Genomic DNA, 13,230 nt, shown 5'->3' with positions numbered 1-13,230 from the left:
CGAAACCCCGGCGATGTGGCCTGAGCCAGTGATCGTTCCGGGGTCTTCGATATATGAGTTTACGGGGCGAGCGTTCGATGTCAACTGGAGGTCGCGTGGAGCCGGCGGACGTCGTGGACCTGCTGACCCGGGAACGCCTTCGTTCCTCCTTCCACGCTGTGCCCGACGACGCACGCGCTGTCGGGCTCTACGAATGGAACATGCGAGCTGCAGCTGCCGTGATGGAGCTGACCGGGGCGGTCGAGATCGTGGTGCGCAACGCCGCAGACGTGCAGCTCCGCGCTTGGGCAACTGCTCGTCACCCCGGCTCATCCTGGCTCGACGTCGTTCCCCTCGACACCCAAGGCAAGAACGATCTGGTCGTCGCGCGACGACGTGCCACGCGAGGGGGAAACGAGCAGAAGTGCACGGGCGAGTCGTCGCCGAACTGAGCTTCGGGTTCTGGCGGTAACTGTTCGAGTCTCGTTACCTGACGGCCCTGTGGACACCGGCACTCCACCGCGCGTTCCCACACGGCCCGGCGGATGCGCTGACTCGCCAGCGCGAGGTTCGGACACGTATGCAGCAGCTGCACTTCGTGCGGAACCGCGCCGCGCACCACGAGCCGATCCATGGGCGTGATCTTCGGCGGGACCACGATTACGCGATCGAACTGCTCGGATGGATCCACCCCGGCGCCGCGGCTTGGGCACAGGACGTGACGATGCTCGGCACGGTGCTCGGTGCCCGACCCAGCATCTGAGGGGCAGGATCGGAGGGGTTCGGCGCAGGGCTGCGCCGCGGAGAGCGAGGGAGCATCCATGACCGGAGCGAGCGTGTTGTTCATCGGCGGGAGCGGCGTCATCAGCGCCGCCTGCGTCCGGGAAGCCGTCGAGCAGGGGTTCGACGTGACCGTGCTCAACCGGGGGACCACCGGGGGCAGGCCGATCCCGGAGGGTGTGACGCGCCTCCAGGCCGACGCGTCGGACCGCAGCACACTGGCGGACGCACTCGGCGACCAGCGCTTCGACGTGGTCGTGAACTGGATCGCCTTCACGCCGGACCAGGTGCAGGCCGACGTCGACTTCTTCGCGGGGCGGACGCGGCAGTACGTGTTCATCAGCTCGGCCTCGGCGTACCAGACGCCGGCAACGCACCTGCCGATCACCGAGTCGACGCCGCTGAAGAACCCGTACTGGCAGTACTCGCGCGACAAGATCGCGTGCGAGGAGCTGCTGATGGAGGCGTACCGGGAGCAGGACTTCCCGGTGACGATCGTGCGGCCGTCGCACACCTACGACGAGACGAAGCTGCCGCTGACCGGCGGCTGGACCGCGGTCGCTCGGATGCGTGCCGGCAAGCCGGTCATCATCACCGGCGACGGCACCTCGCTGTGGACCCTGACGCACAGTCGCGACTTCGCGGTCGGGTTCACGGGGCTGCTCGACCGGGCCGAGGCGATCGGTGAGCCCTTCACGATCACGAGCGATGAGGCCCCGACGTGGAACGCCATCGCGCACGAGATCGCGGCGGCGGCCGGGGTCGAGGACCTGCGGATCGTGCACGTGCCGGCGGACGCGATCAACGCCGTCGACCCCGAGTGGGGCGCGGCGCTGCTCGGCGACAAGGCGAACAGCTCGGTGTTCGACAACAGCAAGGTCCGGTCGCTCGTGCCGTGGTACCGGCCGCGCACGACCTACCGGCAGGGTGTGCGCGAGGTCATCGCCTGGTACGAGGCGCACCCCGAGGAGCAGGCCGTCGACGAGCGGCTCGATGCCCTGATGGACGAGCTGGCGGCGCGCTGGGCGGTGTGAGCCGCACTTGGTGAGCAGAAATGGTCGGGTGCCGTGTGGCGACCCGACCATTTCTGCTCACGAAACGCCCGCGTCAGGCGCGCGCGGCGAGCACGTCCGCCAGGGTTCCGATCGCGAAGCGCACCTCGTCGTCGGTGACGACCAGGGGCGGCGCGAAGCGGATCGTCGACCCGTGGGTGTCCTTCACCAGGAGCCCGCGGTCGGCGAGGTCCTTCGAGATCGCCTTGCCGGTGCCGAGCGCGGGGTCGATGTCGATCCCCGCCCAGAGTCCGGCGACCCGGTGCGAGACGACACCCTTGCCGAGCAGGTCGTCGAGCAGCCCGCGCAACAGCGGTTCGCCGTCGAGTGCCCGCTGCTGGAACGTGCCCTCACCGAGCATCGCCACGACCTCGGCACCGACGGCTGCGGCGAGCGGGTTGCCGCCGAAGGTCGATCCGTGCTCGCCGGGGCGCAGGACGCCCAGGACATCGCGCGAGCCCACCACCGCGGACACCGGCACGATGCCGCCACCGAGGGCCTTGCCGAGTGTGATCAGGTCGGGACGCACCCCGACGCGCTGCACCGCGAGCGTGTGCCCCGTGCGACCGAGGCCGGACTGGATCTCATCGGCGATGAACAGCGCACCGAACTCGTCGCAGACCGCGCGGACGTCAGGAAGGTAGGACTCCGGCGGGATGACCACGCCGCCCTCGCCCTGGATCGGCTCGAGCAGCACGGCGACGACGGTCTCGTCCATCGCCTCGCGCAGAGCCGCAGCATCGCCGTACGGCACCGTGCGGAAGCCCGGCGTGAACGGCCCGAAGTCATCGTGGGCCGAGGGGTCGTCCGAGAACGAGATGATCGTCGTGGTGCGCCCGTGGAAGTTCCCGGACGCGACGATGATCGTCGCCCGCTCGGCCGGCACGCCCTTGACCCGGTAGCCCCAGGCGCGGGACACCTTGATCGCGGACTCGACGGCCTCGGCACCGGTGTTCATCGGCAGGACCATCTCGGTCTCCGTCAACGCAGCCAGTGCTGCGGCGAACGGCCCGAGCTGGTCGTTCACGAACGCGCGGCTCGTGAGCGTCACGCGGTCGAGCTGCGCCCGTGCGGCATCGAGCAGCCGCGGGTTGCCGTGGCCGAAGTTCACCGCCGAGTACGCGGCGAGGCCGTCCAGGTACTGCTTGCCGTCGACGTCGGTGACGGTCGCTCCGGCACCCGACGCGATGACGACGGGCAGCGGGCGGTAGTTGTGCGCGAGGGCGCGGTCCTCGACGGCGAGCGCCGCCGCGGTGTTGACCCCGAGCGACGCTGCCGCCGACATCAGCTGACCCCGAGCGAACGCGCGACCGAGGTGCCGGTGCCGACCGGGTGCAGGTCGAGCGTGCAGCACTTCACGCCGCCACCGCCGAGCAGCAGCTCGGACAGGTCGACGCCGATCGGGTTGTAGCCCTTCTCGCGCAGCTGCTCGGCGAACCGAACAGCCCGGGCGGCGATCACGACGTTGTACCCGTCGGAGTAGGAGTTCAGGCCGAGGATCGCGGCGTCCTCCTCGGTGGCGATGATCGCGTCCGGGAAGCGCTCGCGCAGGATCGCCAGCGACGGCTCGTCGAAGGCGCTCTCCAGGTACGCGATGTTGCTCGTCCCGTCGACGGCGGGCTCGGGGTCGAGCACGGCGATGGCGGTGTCGAGGTGGTAGAAGCTCGGGTTGATGAGCTTGAGCGTGACGACCTCTCGGCCGTAGATCTTCGCGAGCTCGTCGTGCGAGGTGCTGTCCGACCGGAAGCCGGTGCCGGCGAAGATCGTGTCCCCGATGAGCAGGAAGTCACCCTCGCCCTCGTTGGTCTGCTCCGGCTCGGCGACGGTCAGACCGGCCTGGCGGAACCAGTCCATGTACGCGGGGCCCTCGGGCTGGCGCTCCGGGTACTGGAACTTCGCGCCGTACGCGATGCCGTCGAGGACGAACCCGCCGTTGGCCGCGTAGACCATGTCCGGCAGGCCGTCGATCGGGTCGATGTACGAGATGTCGAAGCCGAGCTGCTCGTAGACGGCGACGAGCGACTCCCACTGCTCGACGGCCTTCGACGTGTCGGTCGGCTCCTCCGGGTGCATCCACGGGTTGATCCGGTAGCTCACGGTGTAGAAGTCCGGCTTGCACATCAGGATCGTGCGCTTGGTGGCGACACGGGCCGGGGTGGCGACGGACTCGGGGGCGGGTGCGGTGTTCGACATCAGTCCTCCTGGAAGGGACCGGGGCCCGAGCCTGCCAGGAACCGAAACGGAACGAGGAGAAGAGCTCCGGTGAGATGCAGGCTCACTCACCGCAGCGGACCAGGTCGACGCCGTGTCGATCTTTCCACACACCGTCCACGGAGTGCAGTCCCCCGCCTGCGGGACCGTGACACCCGTTCGGGTGACGCACGTTTCGTGCGCGAGACCCACCAGCCTCGCAACAAGTCCGCGTACGATGGGGACAAATGGATACGCTCGACCACCGCATCCTGGATCAGCTCCGGGACAACGCCCGCGCCGGCTACGGCGACATCGGGTCGGTGGTCGGACTCTCGGCCTCGGCCGTCAAGCGCCGTGTCGACCGGCTGGTCGGTGACGGCGTCATCCAGGGCTTCACGATCAAGGTCGACCCCGCCGTCGAGGACCGCGGCACCGAGGCCTGGGTCGAGCTCTACTGCCGCGGCACCGTCTCGCCCGACGAGCTGCGTGCCCTGCTCGACACCGTCCCCGAGGTCATCGACGCCGGCACGGTCACCGGCAGCGCCGACGCCGTCGTGCACATGCGCTCGAAGGACCTGTCCGCGCTCGAGGAGGCGCTCGACAAGGTCCGCCTCGCACCCCAGGTCGACCACACCCGCTCCGCGATCGTGCTCTCCAAGCTCGTCAGTCGAGAGACCGCGTAACGTCCCACGCATGGGACGGAAGACGGCCGGGAGGCGCGGATCACCGCCCACGGGATCGCGTCCGGCCCGGCAGCTGGTCACCGCTGCGGGCCTCGCCTACGTCGCGAACTGCCTGTGGGGCACGGCGGTCGCCGTGCGGCTGATCCGCACGAAGAAGCTCCGCGTCGTGCACCACGGCCTGTTCGTCGTGACCGCGACCCTGACCGGCGTCGCCGCGACGGCCCCCGCGTGGACGCGCGACCGAACCGCACTGTTCCTGCTGCCGGCACTCGTGCCGCTGGCGGTCGCTCCACGCACGAATCCGCGCTCCGGAGCACACTGGAGGGTCGCGGTCGCCGCCGCACCGTCCTACCTGGGGGCCGTGCTCGCACGCAGGCGATCAGAGAGGTGAGCAGTGGAGCTGTTCGAGGCCATCCGACGACGACGCACGACGAACGGGCCGTTCCTGCCCGATCCGGTGTCGGACGAGCACCAGCGACTGCTCATGGAGCTCGCCGGCCGGGCGCCGTCGCAGCTCAACAGCCAGCCGTGGCGCTTCGTGCTGATCGAGGAACGCCAGACGATCGACCGCGTCGCCGAGATCAGCGGCAGCTCGATGACCCGCACCATGGCCGAGGGCACGTTCTTCGAGCGGTACAAGCCGTACTTCCGGTTCTCGAAGGCCGAGATGGACGAGCGGCGCGACGGCATGCTGTTCGACAAGCTCCCCGGGCCGCTGCGGCCGTTCACGAAGCAGGTGTTCACGAAGCGCGGGCAGCTGCTCATGAACACGCTCCGGGTGCCGCAGACCCTGGGTGAGGAGAACCGGAAGCTCGTCGCCGGGTCGCCGCTGCTGCTCGGCGTGCTGCTCGACCGCCACGAGTACCGGAAGGAGGAGCTGTCCGGCTTCTACTCGGTGTTCAGCATGGGCGCGGCGATGGAGAACATCTGGCTCGCGACGACCGAGCTCGGCCTGGGGATCCAGTTCGTGTCCTTCCCGATGGAGACCCCCGGCGCGTGGGAGGAGATCGAGGGACTGCTCCGCGTGCCCGAGTCGCTCGAGCTGATGGCCGTCTACCGGATCGGGTACCTGCCACCGGAACGACGACGTCCGGCCATCGACTGGACCTCGAGCGAGCGGAAGCGACCCTCGCAGTACGTGTTCCGCGGCACCTGCGACACCCCGCAGCGCGGGTGGGACGACGCACCCGTCGCAGCCCACATCGAACCGGAGGCGACCACATCGTGACCGACACCCGACCCACCCAGACCGCTCCGAGCCTCCAGGCCGTCGCCCCCGGCCTGCCGGGCCGCCCCTGGATCTCGCAGGACTGGCTCGACGTCGTCTTCGTGCACTGGCGCGTCGACGTGTCGGCGGTGGCCCCGCTGCTGCCGGCCGGCACCCGGCCCGACACGATGGCGCTCGACGGCACCGACGACGGGGTGACCACCTGGGTGGGCCTCATCGCGTTCCGGTTCGAGGACACGCGGTTCCCGCCGTTCTCGACCGGGAGCATCGGCGACTTCGTCGAGCTGAACGTCCGCGTCTACACGGTCGATGAACAGGGGCAGCGCGGGGTGGTGTTCCTGTCGCTCGACGCCGGGAAGCTCCTGCCGACCATCGGGGCGCGCGTCGCGACCGGCCTGCCGTACCGGTGGGCGATCGCGGAGTCGCGCAGCGGTGACGGCCGCGTGGGGTACGCGATGCGTCGGCACGGCACTCACCTGCGGTCGATGCTCGACGTCCGGATCGGCGAGGCGCTCGACGAGCCGGGGCCCCTCGAGACGTTCCTGACGGCGCGGTGGGGCATGCACGTGCACCGGGCCGGACGGACGCGGTTCTGGCCGAACGAGCACGAGTCGTGGCCGTTGCACCGGGCCTCGGTGGTGTCGCTGCGGGACGACCTGGTCGGAGCGGCCGGGCTGCCCTTCGGGCTGACCGAGCTCGAGCCGGACTCGGTGCTCTACTCGCCGGGGGTCACGACGCGGTTCGGTCGGGGGCGCTGAGGGCGGACGACGTCAGTCGTGGGGTGACCGACGCGCGACGACGAACTGATGGACGGCCATCAGGGCGCTGATCACCGCGAAGGCAGCGCCGAACGTCCAGAAGGTGCTCCGGTAGTCGGGGAGATCAGCGAGCGTCAGGCCGAGGGTCGCCAGGACGACGCAGCACACGGCGACCGCGAGTGCTGTCCACGCGACGACGAGGCGATCGATCCGCGGCACGGAGCGCGCGAAGCGGAACGCCGTCGGGACGCCAGCGAGCGCACCGAACAGGGCGCCGAAGGGGAACCCGACGGTCAAGGTGGTGACCGACACGATACCGACGCTCACGACCGCGACGACCACGCGGGTGACGTGGGACCGCCACGAGGCTCCGCGGCTCTGCTCGACGTACGCGCGCCGACCCGTCACGAACAGGGCAACTGCGCCGACGGTCGTCACCACTGCGGCGGACACCCCGACGACGAGCGCCAACGCACCACCGAAGGCGATGCCGAAGACGACGTGTGCGGCGGCGAGGAGCAGCGCGAGGACCGGGTACGTCCAGACCTCGCGCGGCCGGGTCGGTGTGTTGAGCACCCAACCGGGCGGCGTCTCCTCGGCGGGGCCGGCGGTGTCGGGGTCTCGGGTCTCCACCTGGCCATGATGTCCGATCGGTGCGTGCGTGGTCCGGGACGGCGAATTCGGGGGACAGCGGCTGAGTGGTGCACGGCCGGCCGCAGGTACAAGGGAGCCATGACTCGAGTGGCAGTGGTGACCGGTGGATCGGCAGGACTGGGACGGGCGACCGTCCGGGAGCTCGCTGCGCGGGGGTGGGACGTGGCCGTCCTGGCCCGCGGGCAGGAGGGCGTCGACGCCGCCGTCGCCGAGGTCGAGGCTGCCGGGCGCCGCGGGCTGGCCCTGGTCGCCGACGTCTCCGACCGTGACGCCGTCGAGGCTGCGGCCGACCGGGTCGAGCAGGAGCTCGGACCGATCGACCTGTGGGTGAACGGCGTGATGGTCGGGGTGTTCGGGAAGTTCCTCGACACCGCGCCGGAGGACTTCGAGCGGGCGCTGCACGTGACCTACCTCGGCTTCGTGAACGGCACCCGGTCGGCACTGTCGCGGATGGTCCCCCGCGGTCGTGGGCACGTGATCCAGGTCGGCTCGGCGCTCGGGTTCCGCGGGATCCCCCTGCAGGCCGCGTACTGCGGTGCGAAGCACGCGATCGTCGGGTTCACCGAGTCCGTCGTCTCCGAGCTGCGCGAACAGGGCAGCAAGGTCAAGGTGTCCCGCGTGGACATGCCCGCGCTCAACACGATCCAGTTCCAGTGGGTGAAGTCGAAGCTGCCGCACCACCCGCAGCCGGTCGCCCCGATCTACCAGCCCGAGGTCGGTGCCCGGGCCATCGCCGCCGTGGCCGAACGGCCGCGCAGCCGCACCTGGGTGGGCGAGTCGACGGTCTACACGATCCTCGGCAACCGGATCAGCGGACGCTTCGCCGACTGGTACGCCGCCAAGACCCTGGTCGACGGGCAGCAGGCCCCAGACAAGGACGGCCTCGAGATGCGGGACAACCTGTACGAGCCGGTGCCGGGCGACCACGGTGCGCACGGCGTCTTCGACGAGTCAGCACACGCCTGGTCGCCGCAGACCTGGTGGGTGGAGCACCGCCGGGTCGGCAACGGCATCATCGGGGCCGTGCTCGGTGCCGCCGGGGCCGTCGCACTCGTCGCGGGACGCCGACGATGAGCCGCCGGTCGTCGACCGTGAGCGGGACAGCCGTCGTCGAGCTGGCCCGGGCCGGGCTCGGCCTGTGGCACCTGAGCCGTGCGGCCCGAGGGTCCGACCAGGCCGTGCTGCACGGCGTGCTCGGGGTCCGGCAGATCGCACAGGCCGTCCTCGTCGCGCGGGCGGGTTCCGGCAACGCGCACACCCTGAGTGCCGTCGTGGACGCCCTGCACGGCGCGACGATGGTGCCGCTCGCCGTCGATCCACGTCGACGCCGGTTCGCGGTCGACCAGTTCTGGATCGCCGTGGTGCTCGCGGTCGCCGAGGCAGCGGTCGTCGGTCGCGGGGGTCGTCGCTGACTCCTGTCGGAGGTGCTCGGTAGCGTCCCCGGCATGAGCACGATCTACTCCGTCGCGTCCTCGCTGGACGGCTTCGTCGCTGCGCCCGACGACGACCTCGACTGGCTGCTGCAGTTCGGGTTCGAGCCGTTCCAGGAGCACCACGACCGGTTCTACGCGGGCGTCGGCGCGATCGCGATGGGGTCGACGACGTACGAGTGGCTGCTCGAGCACGACGACACGTGGGCGTACCCGGACCTGGCGACGTGGGTGTTCACCACGCGAGACCTTCCGGTGCCGGACGGCGCCGACGTGCGCTTCGTCTCCGGCGAGGTCGGCGACCACCAGGCCGACCTCGAGCGCGTGGCCGACGGCCGCGACGTCTGGATCGTCGGGGGCGGACTGCTCGCGGCGCAGTACCAGCAGGCGGGCATCCTCGACGAGCTGCGGGTCACCGTGATGCCGATCGCGCTCGGCGCCGGAGTACCCCTGCTGCCGGTCGCCGCACCGACCCCGGTGTTCGAGCTCGTCGGCACCACGCAGTTCGACGGCGGGGCGGTCGAGCTCCACTACCGTTCCGCAGCAACCGCGGCGTAGCGTCCGGAGCATGAGCGACAACGAGCAGACCGAGCCCGTCATGGACGGCGCCACCGATGCCACGAACCACGAGAAGCTGCAGGGCCTGATCGAGCAGGTCGACCACGACCACGCCGGTGAGGGTGCGGGCGCGATGGCGGACCACCTGCGGGACCGCATGGACGAGACCGGCGTCGAGGACGAAGAAGCGGGTGACGCCGAGGACTGATCCTCGGGTCACTTCGTGAGCAGAAGAGGTCGGGTTCCCACACGGGACCCGACCTCTTCTGCTCACGAAGCGGAACGCGCGAAGCGGAACGCGCAACGCACGACTGCTCACACGCGCAGCTCGGAGAAGTCGCTGTCGACGTCGCCGAACCGGTGCGCGGTGATCGACACCGACTGCTCGCGCAGGTACGGCAGCATCTCGATCACGCCGGCCTCGACCACGGGGTCGTCGTGGATCGCGACGTCGATGCTCGCACCCAGGGCTTCTTCGAGGGCCAGGGGGTCACCGCCGAGCAACCGGATCCGGGCACCGGGACCACCGAACGCCGTGTGCGCCGGGCGGTCCGGCCCCTGCGACAACACGGCCTCGAGCGCGTCGACCGGCTGGTCGTCCTGGTCGCTGGACCAGTCCGCTTGGAACACGGCCCCCGAGGACGCGCGGGCGTGGAACTCCTGATCGGACTCCACCAGGTGGTCGACGACGTCGAGCGGCGACCGGTTCCCCGCCAGCAGCTGCGTGAGCGGGCCGGGTAGCGGGCGAGCCGTGCTGAGCAGGACGTGCGCACGTGCCGAGGTCGCGGCGACGAGCGTCCGGACGAGGTCCACGGTCGAGGCGTCCTCGGCCTGGCGCACGATGACGGACTGGGGGCGGTGGCGCAGCACGTTCCGCTGCACCACGAGCCCGGACAGGTCCCGCGACCGGAAGAGGGTCTCTCGTGCGTGCACGTCGCTCAGGGCCCCGGCGCGGACGCGGTCGAACTCCTCGAAGGACAGCCCGCTGCGTGCGGCCTCGATCACCGCGGTGACGCGCGGGGGCAGGCCGTGCAGCTGGATGCTCTTGTGCACGGTGCGGGGCGTGGGCAGCCAGCGGCCGAGCGTCGCGACGTACATGGGCCCGCCGGCCTTGGTGCCGGTGCCGACCGAGGAGCCCTTCCAGCCACCGAACGGCTGGCGTCCCACGACGGCACCGGTGATGCCGCGGTTGACGGAGAGGTTGCCGGCGCGGACGCGAGCCAGCCACTCGGACACCTCGTCGACGTCGAGCGAGTGGATGCCCGCCGTCAGCCCGAAGTCGGTGCCGTTCTGGATGGCGATGGCCTGCTCGAGGGTCTCGGCGCGCATGATGCCGAGCACCGGGCCGGGGTACTCGGTCTGGTGGAAGTCGCTACCGGGGCGGACGCCGTCGCGGATGCCCGGCGACCAGAGCCGGCCGGAGTCGTCGACCGCCTCGGGCTGCACGAGCCAGGACTCCCCCGGCCCGAGTTCGGTCAGCCCCTGGCGGAGCGTGCCTTGCGGTTCGGCGATGAGCGGGCCGACCTGCGCCGTGGGGTCGTCCGGCCACGCGACCCGGAGTGTGCGGGTGGCATCGACGAGCTGCCGCTGGAAGCGCTCGCTCTCGCCCACCGACCCGACCAGGATCACGAGGGACGCCGCCGAGCACTGCTGTCCGGCGTGCCCGAAGGCGGACTGCACGATGTCCTGCACCGCCAGGTCGAGGTCGGCGCTCGGCGTGACGACGATGGCGTTCTTGCCGCTCGTCCCGGCGGTGAGCGGCAGTCCGGCACGCCACCAGCGGAACGAACGGGCGGTGTCGGACGAGCCGGTCAGGATGATGCGGTCGACCGTGGGGTGGCCGATGAGGTCGCGGCCGAGTTCGTCCTCGGCCAGGTCGACGAGCTGCAGCAGCGAGTGCGGCACCCCGGCGTCCCAGAGCACGTCGGCGAGCACGGCACCGGACCGCTTGGCCTCGGGCGCTGGCTTGAGCACGACACCGCTGCCCGCGGCGAGCGCCGCCAGCACACCACCGGCGGGGATGGCGACGGCGGAGCTCCACGGCGGCACGACGACGGTCAGCCGCGGCGGCACGTACTGCGCGCCCTCGATGTCCCCGAGGCGGCGGGCGCTCTCGGCGTAGTAGTGCGCGGCGTCGACGGCCTCGGTCACCTCGGCGTCGGCCTCGGCGAAGGTCGTGCCGGTCTCGGCGGCCATCACCTCGATCAGGTCGGCGCGGCGGGTCTCGAGTTCGTGCCCGATGAGGTCGAGGAGCTCAGCACGGTCGGACGGGTCCTGCCGCCCCCAGTTCACGCCGGCCTGGGCGGTGCGCGCCATGATCCGCTCGAGCTTGGAGCGGTCGGCGACCTTCGCACCGCGGATCGTCTGCGCGCCGAGCTGCGAGCGCGGCACCCGGCGCAGGACGTCGAGTGCCCAGGCCCGGTTCGCGGCGATGGACGGGTCGGTGTCGGGGGCGTTGCGGAACGCGTCGCGCAGGACCGGTTCGCCGAGCGCGCGGTGGCGGTCCTGCGTGCGGTGGGTGGCGGGGACGGGCTCGTCGAGTGCGGCGACGGACGCCAGGAACCGGCTGTGCTCCCGCTCGAAGACGCTGGCGTCGTGGTCGATGTCGGACGCGGCGGCGATGAAGTTCTCGGGGCTCGCGCTCTCCTGCAGGCGACGGGCCAGGTACGCGATGGCCGAGTCGAACTCGTCCGGCTGCACGACGGGCGTGTAGAGCAGGATCTGGCCGACGTCGGCCCGGACGGCCCGGGTGTGGGTGGACGCCATGCCGAGCAGCATCTCGACGTCGACGGCGTCGGTGACCCCGCGGCGCTGGGCGAGCACCCACGCGGTGGCGAGGTCGAACAGGTTGTGCCCGGCGACCCCGATCCGCACGGCGTCGGTGCGTTCCGGTGTCAGTGCGGCGTCGAGCAGCCGGAGGTAGGCGGTGTCGGTCTCGCGCTTGCTGCCCCAGGTGGCGAGGGGCCACCCGTGCAGGATCGCGTCGACGTGCTCCATGGCGAGGTTCGCGCCCTTGACGAGCCGCACCGTGATCGGGGCGCCGCCGCGCGCCCGGCGTTCCTGCGCCCACGCGGTCAGCGCGTCGAGTGCTCCCGCTGCGTCGGGCAGGTAGGCCTGCAGCACGATGCCGGCCGGCAGGTCGGCGAACTCGTCACGGTCGAGCAGCGCCCGGAACACGGCGAGGGTGACGTCGAGGTCGCGGTAGTCCTCGATGTCGAGGTTGATGAACTTGGCGGGGCGTCCGGCGGCCGTCGGTGCCGCGGCCAGGCGGTAGAGCGGGACGAGCCGGTCGACGACGCGCTCGACCGTCTGGTCGAAGGCCCACGGCGAGGTCTGCGGCACGACGGCGCTCACCTTGATCGACACGTGGTCGACGTCGTCGCGGGCGAGCAGGTCCATGGTGCCCTGCAGGCGTCGGTCGCTCTCGGCACTGCCGAGGACGGCTTCGCCGAGCAGGTTCACGTTCAGTCGCGTCCCCGGACCGCGGACCTTGGCGAGGGCCGGGCCGAGCTTGCTCGTGCTCGCGTCGATGACCAGGTGCCCGGTCATCCGGCGCAGGATCCGGCGCGCGGTCGGGATCACGGCCCACGGCGCCATGGTGGCGAACCCGCCGCCGAGCGTCACCGCCCCGCGCAGGTACCAGGCGAGGAAGTCGGGGACGTCACGGCTCAGCTGCTCGAGGTTCCGTGCCGCCACCCGGGGGTCTTCGGGGCGGATGACCTTGTCCACGAACCCCCGCGTGAAGTCGAGGCCCTGCTCGTCGCGCAGGACCTCGGCCAGACGGACCGCACCCGGGTCGGGCTTCACCCCGGCGGACGCCGCCAGCCACCGGCGCACGAGCGCGACGGCGTCATCGGTGGTGTCCTGGAGGCGAGCGCTCGGCATCCCCCGATCGTATGCCGCACGTCCGACGCG

At 71.2% G+C, this 13,230-nt stretch carries 15 protein-coding genes; 11 read left to right on the top strand and 4 right to left on the bottom strand.

Going from position 1 to position 13,230, the window contains the following annotated elements:
- Positions 1 to 113: 113 nt before the first annotated feature.
- From DEJ29_RS00830 to DEJ29_RS00820, 3 genes are all read left to right on the top strand, one after another.
- Entirely contained in the window at positions 114 to 431 is a 318-nt protein-coding gene (locus DEJ29_RS00830) for a hypothetical protein (RefSeq protein ID WP_146248375.1), read from the top strand.
- Positions 432 to 559: 128 nt separating this feature from the next.
- Positions 560 to 742, top strand: a complete 183-nt coding sequence (locus DEJ29_RS00825) for a hypothetical protein (RefSeq protein ID WP_111095594.1) — start codon at positions 560 to 562, stop codon at positions 740 to 742.
- Between the two features lie 58 nt (positions 743 to 800).
- Entirely contained in the window at positions 801 to 1,793 is a 993-nt protein-coding gene (locus DEJ29_RS00820) for an NAD-dependent epimerase/dehydratase family protein (protein WP_111095593.1), read from the top strand.
- Between the two features lie 73 nt (positions 1,794 to 1,866).
- On the opposite strand, the gene rocD is transcribed toward DEJ29_RS00820, so the two are convergent.
- Together rocD and ddaH are read right to left on the bottom strand one after the other, a co-directional pair.
- A complete protein-coding gene (gene rocD / locus DEJ29_RS00815; RefSeq protein WP_111095592.1) occupies positions 1,867 to 3,096 on the bottom strand; it encodes an ornithine--oxo-acid transaminase in 1,230 nt (409 codons plus the stop codon).
- Positions 3,096 to 4,004 carry a dimethylargininase gene (ddaH, locus tag DEJ29_RS00810; RefSeq protein WP_071245287.1) on the bottom strand — a complete coding sequence of 303 codons (909 nt, stop codon included), beginning with the start codon at positions 4,002 to 4,004 and terminating at the stop codon, positions 3,096 to 3,098. Before ddaH ends, rocD begins: the two co-directional genes overlap by 1 nt.
- A gap of 245 nt (positions 4,005 to 4,249) precedes the next feature.
- On the opposite strand from ddaH, the gene DEJ29_RS00805 reads away from it, so the two are divergent.
- Genes DEJ29_RS00805 through DEJ29_RS00790 form a run of 4 tightly spaced genes read left to right on the top strand, consistent with a single transcriptional unit; the run spans position 4,250 to position 6,673 of the window.
- Complete coding sequence (locus DEJ29_RS00805; RefSeq protein ID WP_017887694.1) at positions 4,250 to 4,687, top strand: Lrp/AsnC family transcriptional regulator; 438 nt, start codon at positions 4,250 to 4,252, stop codon at positions 4,685 to 4,687.
- Between the two features lie 10 nt (positions 4,688 to 4,697).
- On the top strand, positions 4,698 to 5,078 hold the full coding sequence (locus DEJ29_RS00800; protein ID WP_111095591.1) for a hypothetical protein: 381 nt from the start codon (positions 4,698 to 4,700) through the stop codon (positions 5,076 to 5,078).
- Between the two features lie 3 nt (positions 5,079 to 5,081).
- On the top strand, positions 5,082 to 5,915 hold the full coding sequence (locus DEJ29_RS00795) for a nitroreductase family protein (RefSeq protein WP_071404500.1): 834 nt from the start codon (positions 5,082 to 5,084) through the stop codon (positions 5,913 to 5,915).
- Positions 5,912 to 6,673, top strand: a complete 762-nt coding sequence (locus DEJ29_RS00790; protein ID WP_220037356.1) for a YqjF family protein — start codon at positions 5,912 to 5,914, stop codon at positions 6,671 to 6,673. The genes DEJ29_RS00795 and DEJ29_RS00790 overlap by 4 nt, the downstream gene beginning before the upstream one ends.
- Positions 6,674 to 6,685: 12 nt before the next feature.
- On the opposite strand, the gene DEJ29_RS00785 is transcribed toward DEJ29_RS00790, so the two are convergent.
- Positions 6,686 to 7,306, bottom strand: a complete 621-nt coding sequence (locus DEJ29_RS00785; RefSeq protein ID WP_111095590.1) for a hypothetical protein — start codon at positions 7,304 to 7,306, stop codon at positions 6,686 to 6,688.
- A gap of 99 nt (positions 7,307 to 7,405) precedes the next feature.
- Between DEJ29_RS00785 and DEJ29_RS00780 the strand changes: the two genes are divergently transcribed.
- The 4 genes from DEJ29_RS00780 to DEJ29_RS00765 are packed head-to-tail and all read left to right on the top strand — an operon-like array spanning position 7,406 to position 9,523.
- Entirely contained in the window at positions 7,406 to 8,401 is a 996-nt protein-coding gene (locus tag DEJ29_RS00780) for an SDR family oxidoreductase (protein WP_031260052.1), read from the top strand.
- A 17-nt stretch (positions 8,402 to 8,418) separates the two neighbouring features.
- Positions 8,419 to 8,739, top strand: a complete 321-nt coding sequence (locus DEJ29_RS00775; protein WP_139196653.1) for a hypothetical protein — start codon at positions 8,419 to 8,421, stop codon at positions 8,737 to 8,739.
- A gap of 33 nt (positions 8,740 to 8,772) precedes the next feature.
- The gene (locus DEJ29_RS00770; protein WP_111095589.1) at positions 8,773 to 9,315 is read left to right on the top strand and encodes a dihydrofolate reductase family protein; all 543 of its coding nucleotides are present in this window, start codon (positions 8,773 to 8,775) and stop codon (positions 9,313 to 9,315) included.
- A 10-nt stretch (positions 9,316 to 9,325) separates the two neighbouring features.
- The gene (locus tag DEJ29_RS00765) at positions 9,326 to 9,523 is read left to right on the top strand and encodes a hypothetical protein (protein WP_071404495.1); all 198 of its coding nucleotides are present in this window, start codon (positions 9,326 to 9,328) and stop codon (positions 9,521 to 9,523) included.
- A 107-nt stretch (positions 9,524 to 9,630) separates the two neighbouring features.
- Here DEJ29_RS00765 and DEJ29_RS00760 read toward each other — a convergent pair whose 3' ends face one another.
- On the bottom strand, positions 9,631 to 13,200 hold the full coding sequence (locus tag DEJ29_RS00760) for a proline dehydrogenase family protein (protein ID WP_111095588.1): 3,570 nt from the start codon (positions 13,198 to 13,200) through the stop codon (positions 9,631 to 9,633).
- Positions 13,201 to 13,230 lie beyond the last annotated feature (30 nt).

The organism is Curtobacterium sp. MCPF17_021 (assembly GCF_003234605.2).
GTDB lineage: Bacteria > Actinomycetota > Actinomycetes > Actinomycetales > Microbacteriaceae > Curtobacterium > Curtobacterium flaccumfaciens.
Note: the sequence above shows the minus strand (reverse complement) of the source record. Positions and strands in the feature narration are given on the sequence as shown.